Source organism: Streptomyces sp. NPDC021020 (assembly GCF_044333285.1).
Classification (GTDB): Bacteria; Actinomycetota; Actinomycetes; order Streptomycetales; family Streptomycetaceae; genus Actinacidiphila.
This window is the reverse complement of sequence record NZ_JBIRQQ010000006.1, coordinates 225,445-246,476: the sequence shown is the minus strand read 5'-3', so window position 1 is coordinate 246,476 and position 21,032 is coordinate 225,445. Positions and strand designations below refer to the sequence as shown.

Annotated in this window: 17 protein-coding genes and 1 riboswitch; of the genes, 7 read left to right on the top strand and 10 right to left on the bottom strand. The window is 72.2% G+C overall.

The features are described 5' to 3' along the window. Positions 1 to 61: 61 nt before the first annotated feature. Entirely contained in the window at positions 62 to 3,385 is a 3,324-nt protein-coding gene (locus ACH4SL_RS19720; RefSeq protein ID WP_398447151.1) for a discoidin domain-containing protein, read from the bottom strand. Positions 3,386 to 3,610: 225 nt separating this feature from the next. Here ACH4SL_RS19720 and ACH4SL_RS19715 point away from each other — a divergent pair, with 225 nt between their 5' ends. Together ACH4SL_RS19715 and ACH4SL_RS19710 are read left to right on the top strand one after the other, a co-directional pair. Then, positions 3,611 to 4,507 carry a class I SAM-dependent methyltransferase gene (locus tag ACH4SL_RS19715; RefSeq protein ID WP_398447149.1) on the top strand — a complete coding sequence of 299 codons (897 nt, stop codon included), beginning with the start codon at positions 3,611 to 3,613 and terminating at the stop codon, positions 4,505 to 4,507. 107 nt (positions 4,508 to 4,614) lie between these two features. Then, on the top strand, positions 4,615 to 6,069 hold the full coding sequence (locus ACH4SL_RS19710; protein WP_398447147.1) for a serine hydrolase domain-containing protein: 1,455 nt from the start codon (positions 4,615 to 4,617) through the stop codon (positions 6,067 to 6,069). On the opposite strand, the gene ACH4SL_RS19705 is transcribed toward ACH4SL_RS19710, so the two are convergent. The 5 genes from ACH4SL_RS19705 to ACH4SL_RS19685 form a co-directional block, all read right to left on the bottom strand. Then, the gene (locus ACH4SL_RS19705; protein WP_398447145.1) at positions 6,008 to 7,585 is read right to left on the bottom strand and encodes a DHA2 family efflux MFS transporter permease subunit; all 1,578 of its coding nucleotides are present in this window, start codon (positions 7,583 to 7,585) and stop codon (positions 6,008 to 6,010) included. The two genes, ACH4SL_RS19710 and ACH4SL_RS19705, sit on opposite strands and share 62 nt — an antisense overlap. Before the next feature lie 137 nt (positions 7,586 to 7,722). Continuing rightward, positions 7,723 to 8,235 (bottom strand): MarR family winged helix-turn-helix transcriptional regulator, encoded by a 513-nt coding sequence (locus tag ACH4SL_RS19700; protein ID WP_398447143.1) that lies wholly within the window; start codon positions 8,233 to 8,235, stop codon positions 7,723 to 7,725. 96 nt (positions 8,236 to 8,331) lie between these two features. After that, the gene (locus ACH4SL_RS19695; protein ID WP_398447141.1) at positions 8,332 to 8,838 is read right to left on the bottom strand and encodes an NUDIX domain-containing protein; all 507 of its coding nucleotides are present in this window, start codon (positions 8,836 to 8,838) and stop codon (positions 8,332 to 8,334) included. A 136-nt stretch (positions 8,839 to 8,974) separates the two neighbouring features. Further along, positions 8,975 to 10,177 carry a cystathionine gamma-lyase gene (locus tag ACH4SL_RS19690; protein WP_398447139.1) on the bottom strand — a complete coding sequence of 401 codons (1,203 nt, stop codon included), beginning with the start codon at positions 10,175 to 10,177 and terminating at the stop codon, positions 8,975 to 8,977. Next, positions 10,174 to 10,551: a phage holin family protein gene (locus tag ACH4SL_RS19685; RefSeq protein ID WP_398447137.1), complete on the bottom strand. Its 378-nt coding sequence runs from the start codon at positions 10,549 to 10,551 to the stop codon at positions 10,174 to 10,176. Before ACH4SL_RS19685 ends, ACH4SL_RS19690 begins: the two co-directional genes overlap by 4 nt. Positions 10,552 to 10,629: 78 nt before the next feature. Here ACH4SL_RS19685 and ACH4SL_RS19680 point away from each other — a divergent pair, with 78 nt between their 5' ends. The 3 genes from ACH4SL_RS19680 (at position 10,630) to thiC (ending at position 13,383) form a co-directional block, all read left to right on the top strand. Next, positions 10,630 to 10,947 (top strand): cupin domain-containing protein, encoded by a 318-nt coding sequence (locus ACH4SL_RS19680; RefSeq protein ID WP_398447135.1) that lies wholly within the window; start codon positions 10,630 to 10,632, stop codon positions 10,945 to 10,947. A gap of 133 nt (positions 10,948 to 11,080) precedes the next feature. Further along, entirely contained in the window at positions 11,081 to 11,293 is a 213-nt protein-coding gene (locus ACH4SL_RS19675) for a DUF5326 family protein (protein WP_398447133.1), read from the top strand. A 156-nt stretch (positions 11,294 to 11,449) separates the two neighbouring features. Further along, a riboswitch (TPP riboswitch) is annotated at positions 11,450 to 11,603 on the top strand. Then, positions 11,596 to 13,383 (top strand): phosphomethylpyrimidine synthase ThiC, encoded by a 1,788-nt coding sequence (thiC, locus tag ACH4SL_RS19670; RefSeq protein WP_398447131.1) that lies wholly within the window; start codon positions 11,596 to 11,598, stop codon positions 13,381 to 13,383. Its footprint overlaps the riboswitch before it by 8 nt. A gap of 51 nt (positions 13,384 to 13,434) precedes the next feature. On the opposite strand, the gene ACH4SL_RS19665 is transcribed toward thiC, so the two are convergent. From ACH4SL_RS19665 to ACH4SL_RS19650, 4 genes are all read right to left on the bottom strand, one after another. Further along, positions 13,435 to 13,794, bottom strand: a complete 360-nt coding sequence (locus ACH4SL_RS19665) for a hypothetical protein (protein ID WP_398447129.1) — start codon at positions 13,792 to 13,794, stop codon at positions 13,435 to 13,437. A gap of 137 nt (positions 13,795 to 13,931) precedes the next feature. Continuing rightward, positions 13,932 to 14,822, bottom strand: a complete 891-nt coding sequence (locus tag ACH4SL_RS19660) for a hypothetical protein (protein WP_398447127.1) — start codon at positions 14,820 to 14,822, stop codon at positions 13,932 to 13,934. A 310-nt stretch (positions 14,823 to 15,132) separates the two neighbouring features. After that, the gene (locus ACH4SL_RS19655; RefSeq protein WP_398447125.1) at positions 15,133 to 16,530 is read right to left on the bottom strand and encodes a metallophosphoesterase; all 1,398 of its coding nucleotides are present in this window, start codon (positions 16,528 to 16,530) and stop codon (positions 15,133 to 15,135) included. Between the two features lie 199 nt (positions 16,531 to 16,729). Continuing rightward, positions 16,730 to 17,836 (bottom strand): LacI family DNA-binding transcriptional regulator, encoded by a 1,107-nt coding sequence (locus tag ACH4SL_RS19650; protein ID WP_398447123.1) that lies wholly within the window; start codon positions 17,834 to 17,836, stop codon positions 16,730 to 16,732. A 439-nt stretch (positions 17,837 to 18,275) separates the two neighbouring features. Between ACH4SL_RS19650 and hisC the strand changes: the two genes are divergently transcribed. Together hisC and ACH4SL_RS19640 are read left to right on the top strand one after the other, a co-directional pair. After that, on the top strand, positions 18,276 to 19,358 hold the full coding sequence (gene hisC, locus ACH4SL_RS19645; RefSeq protein WP_398447121.1) for a histidinol-phosphate transaminase: 1,083 nt from the start codon (positions 18,276 to 18,278) through the stop codon (positions 19,356 to 19,358). A 147-nt stretch (positions 19,359 to 19,505) separates the two neighbouring features. After that, entirely contained in the window at positions 19,506 to 21,032 is a 1,527-nt protein-coding gene (locus ACH4SL_RS19640; protein WP_398447119.1) for a cytochrome ubiquinol oxidase subunit I, read from the top strand.

Genomic DNA, 21,032 nt, shown 5'->3' with positions numbered 1-21,032 from the left:
CGGACGCCCCCGGAGCGGCGGGGAGGCGGCTCCGGGGGCGTCGGTCAGCGGGGAGACGGGATCAGGTGGTGGTCCAGACGAAGGTGGCGGAACCGGCGGCGCCGGTCGTGGCCTTCGCCGTGACGGTGACGGTCCAGCTGCCCTTGGCGGTGGCCGCGCCGGTGAAGGTGCCACCGGTGCTCAGCGCGATGCCGGGCGGCAGGCCCGTCGCGGTGTACGTGTGGTGCGCGGCGGCGTCGGCCGGGTCGAAGGCCCAGTCGACGACGGAGTGCACCGGGCTGCTCATGCCGTGCGGGTTGGGCACGGACAGGGCGCCCGCGGTCGTGACGGGAGCGGAGTCCGCGGCCGCGGCCTGCGGGGACAGGGACGCCGCGATCGCGCCGTTGACCGTGGTCGGCACGTTGAGCGTGCCGGTCACCGGCAGGCTGCGGGAGGAGTTGCCCACCAGGATCTGGTAGTTGCCCGCGGCCGTCGTCCAGTTGCTGCTGCCGGTGTTCCAGTAGGCCAGGTCGTGCGTGCTGACGGTGAAGGTCAGCGTCTGGGACTGGCCGGGGTTCAGCGTGACGCGCTGGTAGCCGCGCAGCTGGTGCGGCGGTTCACCGGTCGATCCCGGGAAGCCGACGTAGAGCTGTGCGACGTCGGTGCCGGCCCGCGAACCGGTGTTGGTCACCGTGACGTGGACCGTGGCGCTGCCGCCGTTGAGCGCGCCGACCTGGAGGTTGCTGTAGCCGAAGCTGGTGTAGGACAGCCCGAAGCCGAACGGGAAGAGCGGCTCGATGTTCTTGGCGTCGTACCACCGGTAGCCGACGTTCAGGCCCTCGCTGTACTGCACCTGCCCGTTGGTGCCGGGCCACTGGGCCGGGGTGTTGGCGGGCACGTCGGCGATCGACTTCGGGAAGGTGACCGGCAGCTTGCCGGACGGGTTGACGTCGCCGAAGATCAGCGCCGCCATCGCCGTGCCGATCTGCTGGCCCGGGTAGAAGCCCTCGAAGACGCCCGCGACCTGGTTCAGCCACGGCATGTTGATCGCCGAGTTGTTGTTGAGCACCACGATGGTGTGCGGGTTGGCCGCCGCGACCTGCGCGATCATGTCGTTCTGCTTGACCGTGCTGCCGCCGTTGTTCGGCAGGTCCAGCGTGGTGGTGTCGTGCTCCTCGTTGCCGTAGTTGTCGCTCGCGAAGACGATCGCGACATCGGAGCCGCGTGCCAACGACACCGCGGAGTCCAGGTTGGTCGCGTCGTTGTACTGGACGGTGGTGCCGGTGCCCGCGACCCGGTTCTGGATGCCGGTGATCGGCCAGACAGTGCCGGAGCTGGTGACGGTGGCGCTGCCGCCGCCGATGGACTGCACGCCCGCGCCGCCGTCCCAGCCGATCACCGCGATCGACTTGGTGGTGGCGGTGGACAGCGGCAGGATGCCGTTGTTCTTGAGCAGGACGGTGCCCTCCTCGGCGCCCTGCAGCGCGACCTGCGCATGCGCCGGGGTGGTCACGGTGGCGTCGCGGTTGCCGGTCGGCGCCTTGTCGAACAGCCCGAAGGCGAAGTACTGCGTGAGCAGCCGGCTGGTCATGGTGTCCAGCGTCGCCTGGCTGACGGTCCCGGCGGCGACCGCCTGGGCCAGGAAGTCGGCGAAGAAGTACCCGTTGGGCATCTCCACCGTGAGCCCCGCGTTGGCCGACTCCACCGTGGAGTGCGTGCCGCCCCAGTCGCTGGTGATGAATCCGCCCCAGTTCGCCTGCTGGTAGAGCGCGGTGTTCATCAGGTCCGGGTTCTGGCACGCCGGGACGCTGTTGACGATGCTGTACGCGCACATCGCCGCTGCGGGCGCGCCCTGCTGCGCCGCCGCCTGGAAGGCGGGCAGGTACAGCTCCTGCATGGTGCGCTTGTCGACGACGACCGTGCCCACGGGGTTCTCGATGTTGTAGACGGCCACATGCTTCATCTCGGCCATCACGCCCTGGCTCTGGATGCCCTTGATGTCGGCGGTGGCCATCTGACCGTTGAGGTACGGGTCCTCGCTGAAGGTCTCGAAGGAGCGGCCCCAGCGCGGGTCGCGCACGATGTTGAGCGTCGGGCCGAGCGCGACCTGCACGCCCTTGCCCGCGAACTCCTGGCCGATCGCCGCGCCGTACTGCTGCTCCAGCGCGTTGTCCCAGGTCGCTGCCGACAGGTTGGCCGAGGGCATCTGCGTGACGCCGCCGAGGCCGTCACCGACGCCGTGCGGGCCGTCCTGGAGGCCGATGGCCGGGATGCACAGCGAGGCGATGCCGCTGATGTTGCCGATGTACGGGGAGGAGTTGTTGTTGCCGTGCAGGATGGAGACCTTCTGCGCGGTCGTCATCTGCGCCATGACCTGCGAGACCCGGGTGGAGACCGGTGCGGTCGAGCCGACCCAGGGGCAGTTGCCGTCACCGCCGCTGGGCGGCGGGGTCGTGGTGCCGCCGCCGCTGCCGGCGGTCAGGACGGTGAACTCCCAGAGCGAGTAGCCGTACTGGGTGGCACGGGCGGTGCCGTACATCCGCACGTAGCGGCCGGTGGCGTTGAAGGAGAGGTTCTCGACCCCGCCCTTGCCGGTGGTCGTGGAGTAGGCGGTGTTCCACGTGGAACCGTTGTCCGAGACCTGGATCTGGTACGCCGTCGCGTACGCCGTCTCCCAGCTGAGCTGGGCACCGCACAGCGACTGCGACGAGCCGAGGTCGACCTGGACCCACTGCGGGTCGGAGGCCGCGCTGGACCAGCGGGTGCCCGCGTTGCCGTCGAAGGCGGCGGAGGCCGGTGTGCCGGCGTTCTCGACCGAGGACGCGGTGGCGGGCTTGCCGAGCGCCGCGGTGGTGGTGCCGCAGACCGCGGGCGGGGTGCCGCCGCCGGAGCCGCCGTAGACCTGGAACTCCCAGAGCGAGTAGCCCCACTGGGTGCCGCGGGCGGTGCCGTACATCCGCACGTAGCGGCCGGTCCCGGTGACGTTGAGGGTCTGGACACCACCGGTGCCCGTGGTCGTGGAGTAGATCGAATTCCACGTGGACCCGTTGTCCGACACCTGGATCTGGAAGGACTTGCCGTAGGCCGTCTCCCAGTTCAGCACGACCTGGGTGATCGGCTGGCTGGAGCCGAGGTCGACCTGCAGCCACTGCGGGTCGGAAGCCGCGCTGGACCAGCGGGTGCCGGGATCGCCGTCGACGGCCGCGTTGGCGGTGAAGGCGTCCTGGACGGACGAGGCGGTGGCGGTCTTGCCCTGGGAGAGCAGGACGGGGTTGGCCGCGTGGGAGGAGGACGCCACGATCGACAGATATGCCGACGCGATCATGACCAGCACCAGCAGGACGACCCCCTGGGGGGATCGGAAACGTTTACGGGACAGGGAGAGCCCTTGTGGGGTGACCCTCATGTGTCTGCTCCTGTGTGTCGACTGCACATCGGGTGGGGGGTGGGGCAGAGATGGTGCACCAGGAGCCTGAGAGCGCTCTCTGGCAGGGGATGTCTACGCCCGGCCCCAGGGGGTGTCAACACTTCTGACAGGCGGCGGGCGCGGAAAACGCTTGCTTTGCACCGCCGTTGACATGGGAGCGCTCCCGTCCCCCCCTCGCGGCCACCGGGGTGGCAGCCTGGGGGGATGGACGAGCGGGGCAAGGACGACGGACGTGACGGCGAGCGGGTCAGGGTCGAACTCGACGGTGTGCCCGAGACGCTGCTGTGGAATCTCTACCAGCGCTCGGTGGAGGCCGCCCGGCCCGAGGGGCGGGTGCTGGACGACCCGCGGGCCGTGGAGCTGGTCGAGCGCATCGACTACCCGTTCTCCCGGTTCGGTGGTGGCGGTGGCCTGGCCCAGTGGCATGCGCTGCGGATCGCCTGCCTCGACGCCGAGGTGCGCCGCTTCGTCACCGCGCATCCCGGCGGGACCGTGGTGGCGCTGGGGGAGGGCCTGGAGACGCAGTTCTGGCGGGTCGACGACGGGCTGGTGCGCTGGCTGTCGGTCGACCTGCCGGAGACGGTGGCCGTACGCGACCGGCTGCTGCCCGCTGATCCGCCGCGCCGCCGCACGCTCGCCTGCTCGGCGCTCGACCTGAGCTGGATGGACGAGGTGGGGTCCGGCACACCGCCGCAGAACGTACTGGTGACGGCGCAGGGGCTGCTGATGTACCTGCCGCCGCGGGACGTCAGGAAGCTCATCGCGCGGTGCGCGGAGCGCTTTCCCGGTGGGAGCTTCCTCTTCGACGCGGTCCCGCGGGCGATGGTGGCCCGCAGCCAGGCGGCGCAGGAGCGCGGGACCGGGGGCGGCTACCGCGCCCCTGCGTGGCAGTGGGGTATGAACGCGGGGGAATACCGCAAGGTGGCCAGCGCGTCGCCGCGGATCGCCGAGGTGCGCCGGCTGGCACTGCCGCGCGGCCGGGGGCTGTTCGCGGTCGCCCCGGTCTCCCATCTGGTGCCCGGTCTGCGCTCGGCGCGGATGTCCATCGTCTCGGTGCGCTTCGGCCCGGCCGACTACCGAAACGGGGTCGCGCGCAGCTGACACCTGGTGCACGGTGGCACAGGCAGGACACGGCAGAACACGGCAGAACACGGCAGGGCACGGCAGGACACGTGCGGTTCGACAGGGCGACGGAAGGACGTGGGCGGGTGACGGTGGAAGCCGGATCCGGGGGACGGGCGGGCGGCACGGCGGCGGGTACGGAGCTGCTTCCCGCCACCCAGCGGGCGCTGCTGCACCGGGTGGCGGTGGGCCAGCGTGACGGGCGGGCCCCGTCGCTGGTCGGCGCGGTGGTACGGGACGGCGCACTGGTCTGGTGCGGCTCGCGCAGCATGATCGAGGGTCATGCGCCGGACGGGGACACGCAGTACCGCATCGGCTCGATCACCAAGTCCTTCGTGGCGGTGCTGGTGCTGCGGCTGCGGGACGAGGGCCTGATCGACCTCGCCGACCCGCTGGCCCGCCACCTCCCGGAGACCGCGGAGCCCGCCGGGGCGGCGGCTGCGGGGCTGGACGCCGCGGGCCTGCGCGCAGCGGGGCGCCTGACGGTGGCGCAACTGCTCAGCCACACCTCGGGAATCGCATCGGAGACCCCCGGCCCCTGGTGGGAGCGCACCCCCGGCGACCTGCGGCCCGAACTGGCCGACCTGCTGGGCATCGATCCCGTCAAGCACCCCGCGGGCCGCCGCTACCACTACTCCAACCCCGGCTTCGCACTGCTGGGCGCCCTCGTGGAGCGGCTGCGCGGGGTCACCTGGTACGAGGCGCTGCACGCGGAGGTGCTGGAGCCGCTGGGGATGCGGCGGACGACGCTGCTCCCGGAGGCCCCCGCGGCCGGCGGCTTCGCCGTCCACCCGTGGGCGGATGTGATGCGGCCCGAGGCCGTACAGGACACCGGGCGGATGGCGCCCGCCGGGCAGCTGTGGTCGACGGCCGAGGATCTGGGGCGCTGGGCGGCGTTCCTGCTCGCCGGGCGGGACGGGGTGCTCGGCGCGGCGACGCTGGAGGAGATGCGGCGCCCCGCCGCGCCGCCGGAGGAGCCGGGGTCGGGCTACGGCCTGGGCCTTCAGCTCGGCCGCCACGGGAAGCGCAGCCTTGCCGGGCACACCGGGTCGATGCCCGGCTTCCTGGCCGCGGTGTGGGTGAGCCCCGAGGACGGCGTCGGCGCGATCGCGCTGGCCAACGCCACCTCGGGGCCGCAGGTCGGAGCCGTTGCCGCCGATCTGCTGGCGATCACCGCCGACGCCGAGCCCGGCCTGCCGCGGGCCTGGCGCCCGGCCGACGCCCTCCCGCCGGAACTGCTGGAGCTGGCCGGGCCCTGGTACTGGGGCACCGCCGCCCATGTGATGCGGGTCGACGCGGACGGCGGGCTGAGCCTCGCCCCGCTGACCGGCCAGGGCCGCGCCACGAGGTTCCACGTGGAACACAGCGGGACGAACGGCACCTGGACCGGGCGCGAGGGCTACTACGCGGGCGAGACGCTGCGGCCGGTGCGGCGGGAGGACGGCTCCCTCAGCCATCTCGACCTCGGGTCGTTCGTCTTCACGCGCGAGCCGTACGATCCGTCCGCTCCGGTGCCCGGCGGCTTCCCGGGCTGGAGCTGACCCCGGAGGGTTCGGCGCCGCTGTCCGTGGGGCTGACGCCATCCGCGGGGACGGCCGTATCGGCCGGGGCGCCCGCCGCGGCGAGCACCCCGGCGCGGGTCGGAGCCCGCAGCAGCACCGCCGCGGCGGCCGCGGCCACCGCCAGCAGACCGGCGGCGACCAGGAAGGCCAGGTGGTAGCCGCTGGTCAGGGCGCTGCGCAGCGGGTGGCCGGCGGCGGCCAGGTGGTCGGTGCGGGCCGCGGAGAGCGCGGCCAGCACCGCCAGGCCCAGCGCGGCGCCGATCTGCTGCGCGGTGTTGAAGACGCCGGAGATCAGACCGGAGTCGGCGGGGGTGGCGTCGGCCATGCCGAGCGTCATGATCGCGGGCATCGCGAGCCCGAAGGCGGTGCCGAACACCAGCACCGCGGGGAGCACGTCGACCGCGTACGTGGCGTGTCCCGCGGGCAGCCGGGCCAGCAGCAGGAATCCGGCGGCGAAGAGCACGAGACTGGGCAGCAGCACCGCGCGCTCGCCGAAGCGGGCGCCGAGCCGGGCCGACAGCGCGAGCGACATCACGCCGATGACCAGCCCGGTCGGCGCGATGGCCAGCCCGATCTCCAGCGGGTCGTAGCCCTGCACCTTCTGGAGGTAGAGCGTCACGAGGAACTGGAAGCCGAAGCCGCCCGCCACCATGAGCGCCTGCACGATGTTGGCGCCGGTCACCCGGCTGGAGCGGAAGATCCGCAGCGGCATGAGCGGCTCGGCCGCCTTCGCCTGCCGGACCAGGAAGCCCGCCAGCAGCACGAGCGACGCGGCGGCGAGCCCCACGGTGGCCGCCGACGTCCAGCCGCGGTCGGCCGTGCCGACGATGGTGTAGACGCCGAGCATCAGCGCGGCGGTGACCAGCAGCGCACCGGGGGCGTCGAGCCCGCGCAGCCGGGCGGTGTCCTTCGGGCGGGCCGTCGGCCGGTCGTCGGGCAGCAGTCGCACGCTGAGGACGGCGGCGGCCGTGCCGATCGGCAGGTTGACGTAGAAGATCCAGTGCCAGTTGACGGTCTGCGTGAGCACCCCGCCGGCCAGCAGGCCGAGCACGCCGCCCGCGGACTGCACGAAGCTGTAGACGCCCATCGCCCGGCCGCGGCCGCGCGGGTCGGGGTAGAGGGCGATGACCATGCCGAGGCTGACCGCCGAGACCATCGCGCCCGCCGCGCCCTGGACGAAGCGGGCGGCGATCAGCAGGCCCGCGGAGTCGGCGAGGCCGCAGGCGAGCGAGGCGGCGGTGAAGGCGGTGAGCCCGCCGACCAGGATCCGGCGGCGGCCGAGCAGGTCGCCGAGCCGCCCGGACAGCAGCAGCAGACCGGCGAAGGCGATCAGATAGGCGTTCACCACCCAGGCCAGCGCGGACTGGGAGAAGCCCAGGTCGTGCTGGATGGACGGCAGGGCGACGGTCACGATCGTGCCGTCCAGGATGATCATCAGCGTGCCCGCGCTGAGGACGCCGAGGGCGGCGCTGCGGGATCGGGAAGACAGTGGCATGAGGTCGCCTCCTGGCGCGGTGGGAATGCCAGGATCGACCGTAGCAGAAGGTTTTGTTCGGGACTATCTTTTACGGACCTAGGTTGTCCCGAACCCCGGGCAGCCCCGCGGCACCGGCAACCGGCCCGTACCGGCGGCTACTTGCGGGACTGCCGTGGCCGGCGCACCACCTCGGGGCAGTCGACCGGCTCCGCGAGCAGCCCGGTCGCCAGTCCGCTCAGCGCCGCGACGAAGACGGCGCGCTGCGGCTCCGGGAGGACGTCCAGCACCTCCTGGTGCACCCGGTCGACGATCGCCTGGCCCTTGCGCACCACCTCGGCGCCGCTCTCCGTGACCCGGATGATCCGCGCCCGGCGGTCGGACGGCGACGGGACGCGTTCGGCGAGACCGGCCTTCTCCAGATGGTCGACGGTGACGACCATCGTCGTCTTGTCCAGGTCGGACAGCTCGGCGAGCTGCGCCTGGGTGCGGTCCTGCTGGGCGGCGTGCGCGAGGACGCAGTGCTCGCGCGGCGACATGCCGATCCCGGCGAGGGCCGCGGTCATCCGCGTGGTCAGCACATGGGCGGTGTGCTGGAGCAGGTACGAGACGTCCGTGGTGGCGCCGAGCGCGCCGCCCGGCGGCGCTGCGGCGGGGGCTTGTGCGGTCATACCGCCGAGCGTAGCAAAATAGGTCCGCTACGGGACGATCCCGTAGCGGACCTATTCGGCGGGCCAGCTCTCCGCGCACGTGACCCGGTCGTGGCCTCAGCCCAGCTCGGGGCCCAGCAGACCGAGCACGCCCTCGATGTTCGCGTCCAAATAGTGCCGCAGCGTCAGCGGCACGATGTCGACCGAGGCGATGCCCAGCCGGGTGAACGGCACCCGCACCACGTCGTACTTCCCGCACGGGTCGTCCACCTCGGGCCCGTGCCGCAACGACAGATCCATCGACTCCAGGCGGCAGGCGAAGAAGAACTGCACCTTCACCCCGTGCGAGCCGTCCTCGGCGATGTGCTCGACGGTGTCGACGAAGGCCGGGACCACGTCGGTGACCTTCGCGCCCAGCTCCTCGTCGACCTCGCGGTGCAGGGCGGCCACGATGCTCGCGTCGTCGTCCTCCACGCCGCCGCCGGGGGTGAGCCAGTACGGGGCGATGCCGGGCTTGGTGCGCTTGATCAGGACGAGCTGGTCGCCGTCCAGCAGCAGCGCGCGGGCGGTGCGTTTCACGACCGGGCGGGTGGTGGCGGGGCTGGGGTGCGTATCCGGAGGCATGCCAGTCATCTGCCGCGGCCGGAAGCAGGGCAAACGTGCACACCGCCGGGAATCGGCGCGTGCGGGCCGGCCGTGCGCGCCCGGTGACCGCGCCCGGCCGGCTCCGTCGCCGCACGTGACAGCGGCGGCGGCACCGTCAGGCCGCTGCCGCCTCGTCCAGCGCGCGCAGCACGTCGGCCACGATGTCCTCGGCGTCCTCGATCCCGACCGAGAAGCGGACGAAGCCGGGCGGCACCGCGTCGCCGCCCCAGCGCGCACGGCGCTCGGCGGTGCTCTGGATGCTGCCGAAGCTCGTGGCCTCCGACGTCATCCGCAAGGCGGCCAGGAAGCGTTCGGCGTGCGCCTGGTCGGGCAGCGTGAAGGACACCACGCTGCCGAAGCGGCGCATCTGCCGGGCCGCGACCTCGTGCGAGGGGTCCGTCGGCAACGCCGGGTGCCGCAGATCCATCACTTCGGGGCGTTTGAGCAAAGCCGTGGCAAGAGCCAGGGCGTTCGCGGACTGCTTGTCCACGCGCAGCGCGAACGTCGCGATCGAGCGGTGCGCGAGCCAGGCCTCCATCGGCCCGGGGATCGCGCCGACCGTCTTGCGCCAGTAGCGCACACTCGCCGCCAGACCGGCGTCGCGCGTGCTGACGTATCCCAGCAGCAGGTCGCCGTGGCCGCTGAGCGCCTTGGTGCCGCTGGCCACCGAGAAGTCGGCGCCGAGCGAGAGCGGCCGCTGCCCCAGCGGTGTGGCCAGCGTGTTGTCGACGGCGACCAGCGCGCCGGCGGCGTGCGCGGCGTCGGCGAGGCGGCGGATGTCGCACACGTCGAGCCCCGGATTGGACGGCGTCTCCAGCCACACCAGCGACACCCCGTCGAGCGCCGCCAGCTGCGCGTCGCCCGCGGTCGGCGCGAGCCGGACCGCCACCCCGTACGACTCCAGCCGCTCGCGCAGCGCGCGCGTCGTCTGGTAGCTGTCGGACGGCAGCAGCACCGTCTGCCCTGCCCTGACCTGGGACAGCAGCACCGCGGAGACGGCCGCCATGCCCGAGGCGAAGACCGCGGTGCCGACCTCCGGGTCGCCCGGCGCCTCCAGCTCGGAGATCGCCGCCTCCAGCCGCTCCCACGTCGGGTTGTCGTCGCGCCCGTAGACGTACGGTCCGCTGGCCTCGCCGGGCAGGTGGTAGTGCGATACGAAGACCGGTCCGGGCAGCGACGGCTCGTACGCCGTCGCCGGCGGCCGCCCCGCGTGCACGCTGCGCGTGCTGTCCCCCGCCCCCGCAAGGTCTCCGTGCCCCCCGAGGCCTTCGTGCCCCGAAGAGTCTGAGAAGTTCGTGCCCCCCGGCTCGGGCGTCACTCGTCGTCCGGGAGGACGACGTGCAGGGCCCAGGACACGATGCTGACGATCAGGCCGCCGACGATCGCCGTCCAGAAGCCGTGCACATGGAAGTCCAGGTCCAGCTTGCCCGCGAGCCACGACGTCAGCAGCAGCATCAGGGCGTTCACGACCAGCGTGATCAGCCCCAGCGAGAGGATGAACAGCGGGAAGGACAGCACCTTGACGACCGGCTTGACCAGCCAGTTCACGACGCCGAAGACGAGGGCGACCAATATCAGGCTGAGGGCCTTGCGGGCGTTCGAGTCGCCCGTCAGGGTGATGTCCTCGATCACCCAGGTGGCGACGCCGAGCGCTGCGGCGTTCGCCAGCGTTTTGACGATGAAATTCTTCATGGTGTGATCGTCGCAGACTCAATCGACAGGGCAAGAGACTGAGCGAAACCGTAGCCCGACCGCAGCGGAGGAGTGGCGATGAAGGTGTTCCGGCTGGACGACCTGGATGCGGAGCGGGCCGCCAACCAGGGCGCTTACCTGCGCTTTCTCAAGGAGCGGACGATGTCCGCCGGGTTGTACGCGCTGCGCGCCGGTGAGACCGACACGCAGCAGCCGCACGCGCAGGACGAGATCTACCTCGTCGTGAGCGGGCGCGCGGCGCTCACGGTGGGTGACGAAACGACGACCGTCGCGCGCGGCAGCGTCGCCTTCGTCCCGGCCGGCACCCCGCACCGCTTCCACCACATCACCGAGGACCTCAGGGTCATGGTGGTCTTCTCCCCGCCCGAGCCCTAAGGGTCCGGTCAGGGTCGGATCCGGCCTCCCGGGGCCCCACAGCGGGCGGCGGTGGCCCTACAGTCGAAGTACCGGCGGATGAGCTGCCGGAAGGACCGGACCCGAAGAGGGGACGAAGGAGAGTCAAGGCGTCATGGACAAGCTGCTGAAGGGCCTGCCGTGGTGGGTCAAGTGGGTCGCGGTCCCGATCATCGCGCTGGTGATCTTCGGCTACCTCGTCGCGGCCCTGGTGAGTTTCGTCATCGGGCTGCTGTTCAAGGTTATTGTGTTCGTGATCCTCGTGGGCGCTCTGGTGCTGGTCGTCAAGCACTTCACGTCCGGCGGGTCGTCCAAGCGCGACTGGTGACGACGCCTGCCCCTCCCGTTCGACCCTCCCGCCGCCGGTGGCCCCGCCACCGGCGGCGGTCGTGCGCCGGGGGCGGGGGCGTACCGCGACGGCGTGAGACCCCCTGGTCCGGCGGCGGAGGCGGCCGCTACCGTGGGAGCTGCTTTTTGCACACGTTTTTGCACACGCGGGAGCTCGGAGCACCGGGCTGAGAGGGCGCTGAGGAGCGGGCACGGGCGTACGCGAGTACGCCGAGGCCACGCCGTCGCTGCGCCGACCGCCGAACCTGTTACCGGGTAATGCCGGCGTAGGGAGTAGGTCTCATGACCACGCAGGACTCACGCACGCACGCCATCGGCTGGCACAAGGACTACGTCACCGGGCCGCAGCCCGGCGTACGCGTCCCGGTCCGCCGGGTGCACCTGACCACCGGGGACGACGTGACGCTGTACGACACGTCCGGCCCGTACACCGACCCCGCCGCGGAGACGGACGTCCGGCGCGGCCTCGAACCGCTGCGGGACGAGTGGATCGCCGCCCGCGGGGACACCGAGGAATACCCGGGCCGCCCGGTCCGGCCCGAGGACGACGGCCGCAAGGCCGCCACCGGCGAGGGCTTGCGCAACCTCGACGCGGTCTTCCCCGGCCGGGGAGACGGCCCCCGGCTCCCCCGGCGCGGCCGCCCCGGGCAGCCGGTCACCCAGCTCGCGTACGCGCGCCGCGGGGAGATCACCCCGGAGATGGAGTTCGTCGCGCTGCGCGAGAACGTCTCCGCGCAGACCGTGCGCGACGAGATCGCCGCCGGCCGGGCGGTGCTGCCGGCCAACGTCAACCACCCGGAGATCGAGCCGATGATCATCGGCAAGAGCTTCCTGGTGAAGGTCAACGCCAACATCGGCAACTCCGCCGTCACCTCTTCGATCGAGGAGGAGGTCGAGAAGATGACGTGGGCGACCCGGTGGGGCGCCGACACGGTCATGGACCTGTCCACCGGCCGCAACATCCACACCACCCGCGAATGGGTGCTGCGCAACTCCCCCGTGCCCATCGGCACCGTGCCCCTCTACCAGGCGCTGGAGAAGGTCGACGGCCGCGCCGAGGAGCTGAGCTGGGAGATCTACAAGGACACCGTCGTCGAGCAGGCCGAGCAGGGCGTCGACTACATGACGGTGCACGCCGGTGTGCTGCTGCGCTACGTGCCCCTCACCGCGCGCCGCAAGACCGGCATCGTCTCGCGCGGCGGCTCGATCATGGCCGCGTGGTGCCTGGCGCACCACCGGGAGAACTTCCTCTACACGCACTTCGACGAGCTGTGCGAGATCCTCGCCGCCTACGACGTCACCTACTCGCTCGGCGACGGCCTGCGCCCCGGCTCCATCGCCGACGCCAACGACGAGGCGCAGTTCGCCGAGCTGCGCACCCTCGGCGAGCTCAACACCTTTGCCCGCGAGCACCAGGTGCAGACGATGATCGAGGGCCCGGGCCACGTCCCGATGCACAAGATCAAGGAGAACATCGACCTCCAGCAGGAGATCTGCGACGGCGCGCCCTTCTACACCCTCGGCCCGCTCACCACCGACATCGCACCCGCCTACGACCACATCACGTCGGGCATCGGCGCCGCGATGATCGCCTGGTGGGGCACCGCGATGCTCTGCTACGTCACGCCCAAGGAGCACCTGGGCCTGCCCGACCGCGACGACGTCAAGACCGGGGTGATCACCTACAAGATCGCCGCGCACGCCGCCGACCTCGCCAAGGGCCACCCGGGCGCGCAGGCCTGGGACGACGCGCTGTCGGACGCCCGCTTCGAATTCCGCTGGGAGGACCAGTTCAACCTGGCCCTCGACCCGGACACGGCCCGCGCCTTCCACGACGAGACGCTGCCCGCGGAACCGGCCAAGACCGCGCACTTCTGCTCCATGTGCGGTCCCAAATTCTGCTCGATGCGCATCTCGCAGGACATCCGCAGGGCCCACGGCGACGCGGCCTCCGCGGTCTCCGCGGGGTCCGACGGGACGGGTGACGCCGAGATCGCGGCGGGGATGGCGGCGAAGTCCGCCGAATTCGCCGCCGCGGGCAACCGGGTGTACCTGCCGCTGACGGACTGACGCGAAAGGCGCGGGGGCGGGCCGTACGCGGTCCGCCCCCGCCGCCGTCCGTCAGGCGGCGGGTACCGGGGGCGGCCAGCCGACGGTGGAGAAGCTGCGCCACAGGCCCAGCTCCAGGACCGTGGTCGCGGACAGCGACGTCGCCAGGTACGAGCTGGGGCGGCCGGGCGGGTCCGTGCAGTTGAGGCCCTTGTGCAGGACGATGTCGATGCCGGTGTTGTTGCTGACCTGGTCCACCCCCTTCGGCGCGAAGGCGTGGCATTTGTCGTGCACCGGGTCCTGGATGGTCTGCCGGAAGGTCAGGCCGCGCGTGCCGATGACCTGCCCGCCGGACGAGTCCGAGCAGCCGCCGGCCGCCCACACCAGCGGGGCGATCGCGCACAGGGCGGTGAGCGTACGGCGGACGCGCATGGACTTCTCCCGTCTGACCAACCCGTTTGATCAGGTACGGGACGAGTCAAACGCCGCCCGGCGGCACCCGCGAGCCGGGGCGGGCCAACCGGGTGCCCCGCGGCCGCGGCCGGGGAGCACCGCGGAGGCGGGCCGGCTCATTCCGGGGCGTGGTCGGGGCCGCCGAAGTCGGGGCTGGTGAAATCCGGGCTGCTGAAGCGTGGCGCCGTACGCGGCGGGGACTCCTGCGGGGCGCCGAAGTCGGGCCGCGAGTAGCCGAGCCGCGGGGTGCGGCGCAGCGTCGGGGCGGTGGCGGGTGCGGCGCCGGCGGTGGCGGGGTCGCTCAGGGCCTCCAGGAGGAAGGGCAGCATCCCGCGGGCGAGCAGCGTCTCGTGCCAGGCGTCGCGCGCGGCGAGCACCTCGGGCGGCATGCCCTCGGCCGAGTCGTGGATGGCGCCGGAGCCGTCCCGCAGCGCCGTCAGCAGCAGCCCGATCCCGCCGAGCAGGATCGAGGCGCCGGTGACCGCCGCGAAGAACCACCCGGCCGTGCGCAGCGGCGAGGCGATGGCCGGCTGCGGGTCCACCGCGGACATGGCGTAGCCGATGAGCAGGAAGATCAGCGCCGCCGCCCCCGCGAGCAGCGGCGTGAGGACGGCGATCACGGCGAGCAGTCCGGCGCCCGACCCCGCGCCCTCCGCGACGCCCATGGCCGCGTAGCCGAAGGCCCGGCTCTCGCGGGAGCGGGCAGCCTCGCGCACCGCGTCGCGCGCGTCGGCGCGCAGGGCGCGGTAGTCGTCGTACTCGGTGGCGGCCCGCGCGCATATCCGGTCCGCCGCGGCGAGCGCGAGCGTACGCAACTGCTCGGCGTTGAGCGGACTTCCGGCCTCGTCCCGGCCGGTGTCCGTCCCCGCCGCGCCGCCGGTGCGGGCCGTACCTCGGGGGCCCCCGGTGTCGTCCTGGTCGAGGACGATGCGCAGGGCCCGGTCCAGTACGTGCTCGAAGTCGGGGCGGTCTTCGTTGAGCAGGTGTGGAGCGGTGGTCATGTGCATCCCCCGATGCTCCGACTCCCCGTGCTGGGCCGGTGTTCCGGTGAGGGAACGGGCTCGGCCGGCCGGATGCGCGGAGAGCGGTGTGCCTACGGATAAGGCGATGGTAGAGCGGGGAGGTGAGAGCGTGACAGGGTGCAACCGCGAAACAAGAAGAAATTGCCGCGGCCGGGTTCCGGCAAGGAGCGGGAAACGGCGGCACGAAGCGGCCGCACGGGGCAACAGGGCTCCCGCGCGGTAAAACGGCCGCCCGGAGGAATCGCCGGTGCGTGCGACCGGTGGCCGCGGAAATTTCCGGGGGACGTCCCTCGGACTATCCGATGAGCGGGAGTTGCGCGACCAGCAGCCGCCCGTCCATCGTCACGCCGCCGTCCATCGCGACCGCGAGGCTGTCGGCGTAGATCATCGGACCGCTCACCTGGTGCCCGTGCTCCTCGCCGTCCTGCGGCCCTTCGCCGCCGGCCTCGCCGAGCAGGTACGGGATCGGGCTGTGGCCGTGCACGACCCGCTCCCCGCCGTAGATGCCGAGCAGTTCGCGGGCCGCTTCCGCGCCGCCGTCGCCGCGGAAGGCGAAGCGCTTGGTGAACTTGCGGAAGAGATCCCAGCATTCGTCGGCGTCGTTGCGCTGGAGCACGCCGGTGACGGCGTCGTTCATCTCCTCGATGCTGCTGCCGTAGTCGAGGTAGGCGGTGGTGTCGGAATGCACCAACAGGTGGCCGTCGGTGAGATGGGCGGCGTCCAGCCGGGAGATCCAGGTCAGATGCCGGTCCTCCAGCCGCTCCATGTCGGAGGGCTGGCCGCCGTTGAGGCGCCACGCGGCGAGGAAGGAGGCGGTGCCGCCGGTGGAGTTGACCGGCTGGTCGCCGAAGCGGTGGGCGCCGAGCAGCAGCAGCTCGTGGTTGCCCATGAGGGCACGGCAGTAGCCGCCGGCCGCGGCGGCCTCGGCGGACAGCTGCATGACCAGCTCGATGACGCCGATGCCGTCGGGGCCCCGGTCGGTGAAGTCGCCGAGGAACCACAGCCGGGCGTTGCCCGCCGCCCAGTGGCCCGACTCGTCGACCAGGCCGCGCTCGCCCAGCGCGGCGAGCAGCTCGTCGAGGTAGCCGTGCACGTCGCCGACGACGTAGAGCGGCCCGGGGCGCTCGGGCCGGTCGCCCGCGCTCTCCGCGGGGTCGGCGATGACGGGCAGGTCGTGGGCGGTGGGCGTGTATTCGGCGGGGACGAGCGGGGTGTCGCGCTGCGTCGGCTCGTACGACCGGGGCGGGGCGGGCACCGAGGGGACGTGCGGGGGCGCGGGCGGCGCGCCGTCGAACGAGGCGGACGGTACGGGCGGGGACGGCACGGAGGCGGGCGGTACGGAGTCGGGCGCCGGGTAGGCGCCGGGGGCGTGCTCGTGGCCGTAGCCGGCGGCGGGCTCGTGCGCGAAGCCGGCGGGGGGGCCGTAGGCGGCGGGCGCGGGGCCGAAACCGCCGGACGGCTCGTACCGCGCGGCCTGCTCGCGGCCGGGCTCACGACCGATTTCGCGACCGGGCTCACGACCGGGATCACGGCCGGGCCCGCGGCTCGGCTCGCCTTCCGCGGCGCGCTCGTACACCGGGGCGGGCAGCCCGCCCAGCGCGTGCTCGTAGCCTGCCGCGCGCTCGTATCCGGGCTCGGGACGCCAGCCTTCCGCAGTCCCGGGCCCGGCCCCCTGGCCTGCCCCCTGAGTCATCGACCCCTCCACGCTCGCGCCGCCATCCGCCCATCATAGGAATGACGCTGTCGCGTTGTGACATACCCGGGCAGCTGGATTTCGCAGGGTACAGACAAAACACCGCGTAGTCCCCATGGGAATGCCAAGCCTTGACGAAGGATGTCCGGGCGCGGCCCGTATCGCTCCCGCGGCCCGTACCGCTCCCGGGGAGCGGCGGTCAGCCCTCCCCCTGGCTCGGTCCGCGCGGCGGGCTGACGGTGGTGCGGTGCGGACGCCGCTGCGACGAGGTGCGGACGATGAGCTCGGTGGGCATCACCTGCTGCACCGGGTGGGCGGGGCCGACGCCCTCGATGGCGTCGATGAGCAACTGCACCACGGCGGTGCCGATCCGGCGCGGCTTGAGCGACAGCGTGGTGATCGGCGGTTCGGTGGCGGCGTAGCCGGTGCTCTCGCTGCAGCAGACCAGCAGCAGGTCGTCGGGCACCCGCAGGCCGTAGCGGCGGGCGGCGGCGAGCAGGTCGGTGCCGTTGGGGTCGAAGAGCCCGTAGACCGCGTCGGGACGGTCGGGGCGCGCGAGTAAGCGGTCGGCGGCGACCGAACCGGCGCAGGGGTCGTGCGCGGGGTAGGCCTCGTAGACCGGTTCCTGGCCGACGCGTTCGCACCACTCCAGGTAGGCGGTCGTCGACAGCCTGGTGTACGTGTCGGTGCTGGTGCCGGTGAGCAGGCCGATGCGGCGGGCGCCGGCTTCGGCGAGGTGGTCGAGGATGCCGAGGACGGCCTCCTCGTGGTCGTTGTCGACCCAGGCGTGCACCGGCAGGCTGCCCGCCGGGCGGCCGTCGCTGACCACCGGCACGCCCTGCCGGACGAGTTCGGTGACCACCGGGTCCTGGTCGGAGGGGTCGACGACGACCGTGCCGTCCAGCGCCACGTTGCCCCACACGTCGTGCCGCGAGGACGCGGGCAGGATGACCAGGGCGTACCCGCGGGCGAGCGCGGCGGAGGTGGCGGCTCTGGCCATCTCCGCGAAGTACGCGAACTCGGTGAAGGTGAACGGTTCTTCGCCGTATGTCGTCACCGTCAGGCCGATCAGGCCGGACCTGCCGGTGCGCAGTGTGCGGGCGGCGGCGGACGGGCGGTAGCCCAGCCGGTCGGCGACCTCGCGGACATGGCGGCGGGTGGCGTCGGGCAGTCGGCCCTTGCCGTTGAGCGCGTCGGAGACGGTCGTGATCGAGACGCCGGCTGCTGCGGCGACGTCCCTGATGCCCGCCCGCTCCAGCCGGCGTCCGATGGACCGGCTCGCCTGGTGATTACCTGCTGCTGTCATGGCGTGCCGATAGTAGGGCGGCATTGGTCCGTCCGGCGGCCTTCCCGGCAGGCGCTGGGAAGAAAGGTTTCTCCATGATCGAAACTGTTATGCGAGGTGGAATATGCAGGCGGCAGGCTGGGAGTTGGCGGAATACGTGCGTGCGGGCGCGTTCCCATCGGCCATTGGTCCAGCGGAAGCGGTAGCGGCAACTCACTCCTACGGGGGATGCGCGCCACCCAGCGCGCCACCGGAGCATGGTGCGGCGCACGCTCCGGACGCAACTCCGGGCACGCCGAGACCCGGGTGGCGTGGGCCGATGCGCGCGCCACCCCGCGCCGATGCCGCGCCGGTGGCGCGCCACCCCTGCCACGCCACCCCGGGCCACGGAGCAGGGTAGGGCGGCGGCGGGTGACGCACCGCACTCCCCAGCGCAGCGCCGCCCTCGTAGGGTGTGGCCATGAGCTCCGAGACCCCCAAGCTGCGCGCGGAACTGGACGGTATCCCGACCTACAAGCCGGGCCGCCCGCCGGCGGCGGCCGGAGGCGCACCCGCCTTCAAGCTGTCCTCGAACGAGAACCCGTATCCGCCGCTGCCCGGCGTCCTGGAGGCGGCGACGGCCGCCGCCGCGTCGATCAACCGCTACCCCGACCTGGCCTGCTCGCAGCTGACCGCCGAGCTGGCCGAGCGCTTCGGGGTGCCGGCCGCGCACGTGGCGACGGGGACGGGGTCGGTGGGGGTGGCGCAGCAGTTGCTCCAGGCGACGTCGGGACCGGGGGACGAGGTCATCTACGCGTGGCGGTCCTTCGAGGCTTATCCGATCGTCGTGCAGATCAGCGGGGCGCGGGCCGTGCAGGTGCCGCTGGACGCCGCCGAGCGGCACGACCTGGACGCGATGGCCGACGCCGTCACCGACCGGACCCGGCTGATCTTCGTCTGCAACCCGAACAACCCGACCGGCACCGCGGTGCGCCGCGCCGAGCTGGAGCGCTTCCTGGACCGGGTGCCGGGCAATGTGCTCGTCGTACTGGACGAGGCGTACCGGGAGTTCATGACCGACCCGGAGGTCCCGGACGGCGTCGAGATCTACCGCGACCGGCCCAATGTCGCGGTGCTGCGCACCTTCTCCAAGGCCTACGGCCTCGCGGGGCTGCGCGTCGGCTTCGCGATCGCGCACGAGCCGGTCGCGGAGGCGCTGCGCAAGACCGCGGTGCCCTTCGGGGTGAGCCAGCTCGCGCAGGACGCGGCGGTCGCGAGCCTGCGGGCCGAGCCCGCGCTGCTGGAGCGGGTCGCCGGGCTGGTCGCCGAGCGGTCCCGGGTGGTGGCCGAGCTGGCGGCGCAGGGCTGGACGGTGCCGGAGACGCAGGCCAACTTCGTCTGGCTGCGGCTGGGGGAGCGCACCTCGGACTTCGCGGCGGTGTGCGAGCGGGCCGGGGCGACGGTCCGGCCGTTCGCGGGCGAGGGCGTCCGGATCACGATCGGCGAGACCGAGGCCAACGATCTGCTGCTGCGGACCGCGGCCGACTTCCGCAAGGAGCTCTGACCGAGCCCGTCCGGCAGCCGCCAAACAATCTCTGACCTGCCCTTTCGCCCCCTGACCACCCCCCGGTGGCAGGGGGCGAACGCATGTGCGCGATACTGCTTGTGAATGAGTTCACGTTCACAAGCGCGACGCAAAAGGAGACGTATCGTGCAGCTCGCACTGGAGCCACTGAACGTCGCCAGGTGGCAGTTCGGCATCACGACGGTCTACCACTTCCTGTTCGTTCCCCTGACGATCTCGCTGTCCGCGCTGACCGCGGGACTGCAGACCGCCTGGGTGCGGACCTCCAAGGAGAAGTACCTCCGGGCCACCAAGTTCTGGGGCAAGCTCTTCCTGATCAACATCGCCATGGGCGTGGTGACGGGCATCGTCCAGGAGTTCCAGTTCGGCATGAACTGGTCGGACTACTCGCGCTTCGTCGGCGACATCTTCGGCGCCCCGCTGGCCTTCGAGGCGCTCATCGCGTTCTTCTTCGAGTCGACCTTCATCGGGCTGTGGATCTTCGGCTGGGACAAGCTGCCGAAGAAGATCCATCTGGCCTGCATATGGATGGTGTCGCTCGGCACCATCCTGTCGGCGTACTTCATCCTGGCGGCCAACTCCTGGATGCAGCACCCGGTCGGCTACCGCTACAACCCGGTGACCAAGCGCGCCGAGCTGACCGACTTCTGGGCCGTGCTGACCCAGAGCACCGCGCTCGCGCAGTTCTTCCACACCATATCCGCGGCCTTCCTCACCGGTGCCGCCTTCATGATCGGCATCGCCGCCTACCACCTGGCGCGCAAGCGGCACATCGCCGTGATGCGCTCCTCGCTGCGGCTCGCGCTGGTCGTCGCCGTGGTGGCCGGGGCGCTCACCGCGATCAGCGGCGACCAGCTCGGCAAGGTGATGTTCAAGCAGCAGCCCATGAAGATGGCCGCCGCGGAGGCGCTGTGGGACGGCGAGGACGGCGCGCCCTTCTCGATCTTCGCCGTCGGTGACGTGAACAAGGGCCACAACGAGGTCGCCATCGACGTCCCCAACCTGCTGTCCTTCCTGGCCACCGACAACTTCGGCTCCTACGTCGGCGGCATCAACGACGTCCAGAAGGCCGAGCAGCAGAAGTACGGCCCCGGCGACTACCGGCCGAACATCCCGGTCGCCTACTGGGGCTTCCGCTGGATGATCGGCTTCGGCGTCGTCTCGATCGGCGTCGGCGCGGCGGGGCTCTGGCTCACCCGGCGCCGGCTGTGGGTGGCGCCCGAGCACCGGACCGGCCCGGACGAGGTGCCGAACCTGATGCTCACCCGCTCGACCCGCTTCGGCCCGGCAATCTCCCGCTGGTATTGGCGGCTGGCCCTGCTGACCATGGGCTTCCCGCTGCTCGCGAACTCCTGGGGCTGGATCTTCACCGAGACCGGCCGCCAGCCCTGGGCCGTCTACGGCGTGCTGCGCACCCGGGACGCCGTCTCCCCCGGTGTGACCACCGGCCAGGTGCTGACCTCGCTGATCGTCTTCACCGCCCTCTACGGAATCCTCGCCGTCGTCGAGGTCGGGCTGCTCGTGAAGTACGTCAAGGCGGGCCCGCCGGAGCTGACCGACGACGACTTCCGGTCCCCCACCCGTATCGGCGGCGACCGTCCGGACGGCGGCGACGCCGAGGACGCCGACCGTCCCATGGCCTTCTCGTACTGA

What these genes read in the sequence shown, in the direction of transcription:
- hisC (WP_398447121.1), top strand. Translation starts at nt 18,276, where the DNA reads ATGAGCTCCGAGACCCCCAAGCTGCGCGCGGAACTGGACGGTATCCCG.
- ACH4SL_RS19695 (WP_398447141.1), bottom strand. Translation starts at nt 8,838, where the DNA reads ATGCCTCCGGATACGCACCCCAGCCCCGCCACCACCCGCCCGGTCGTG.
- ACH4SL_RS19680 (WP_398447135.1), top strand. Translation starts at nt 10,630, where the DNA reads ATGAAGGTGTTCCGGCTGGACGACCTGGATGCGGAGCGGGCCGCCAAC.
- ACH4SL_RS19685 (WP_398447137.1), bottom strand. Translation starts at nt 10,551, where the DNA reads ATGAAGAATTTCATCGTCAAAACGCTGGCGAACGCCGCAGCGCTCGGC.
- ACH4SL_RS19655 (WP_398447125.1), bottom strand. Translation starts at nt 16,530, where the DNA reads ATGACTCAGGGGGCAGGCCAGGGGGCCGGGCCCGGGACTGCGGAAGGC.
- thiC (WP_398447131.1), top strand. Translation starts at nt 11,596, where the DNA reads ATGACCACGCAGGACTCACGCACGCACGCCATCGGCTGGCACAAGGAC.
- ACH4SL_RS19660 (WP_398447127.1), bottom strand. Translation starts at nt 14,822, where the DNA reads ATGCACATGACCACCGCTCCACACCTGCTCAACGAAGACCGCCCCGAC.
- ACH4SL_RS19705 (WP_398447145.1), bottom strand. Translation starts at nt 7,585, where the DNA reads ATGCCACTGTCTTCCCGATCCCGCAGCGCCGCCCTCGGCGTCCTCAGC.
- ACH4SL_RS19675 (WP_398447133.1), top strand. Translation starts at nt 11,081, where the DNA reads ATGGACAAGCTGCTGAAGGGCCTGCCGTGGTGGGTCAAGTGGGTCGCG.
- ACH4SL_RS19650 (WP_398447123.1), bottom strand. Translation starts at nt 17,836, where the DNA reads ATGACAGCAGCAGGTAATCACCAGGCGAGCCGGTCCATCGGACGCCGG.
- ACH4SL_RS19720 (WP_398447151.1), bottom strand. Translation starts at nt 3,385, where the DNA reads ATGAGGGTCACCCCACAAGGGCTCTCCCTGTCCCGTAAACGTTTCCGA.
- ACH4SL_RS19715 (WP_398447149.1), top strand. Translation starts at nt 3,611, where the DNA reads ATGGACGAGCGGGGCAAGGACGACGGACGTGACGGCGAGCGGGTCAGG.
- ACH4SL_RS19665 (WP_398447129.1), bottom strand. Translation starts at nt 13,794, where the DNA reads ATGCGCGTCCGCCGTACGCTCACCGCCCTGTGCGCGATCGCCCCGCTG.
- ACH4SL_RS19700 (WP_398447143.1), bottom strand. Translation starts at nt 8,235, where the DNA reads ATGACCGCACAAGCCCCCGCCGCAGCGCCGCCGGGCGGCGCGCTCGGC.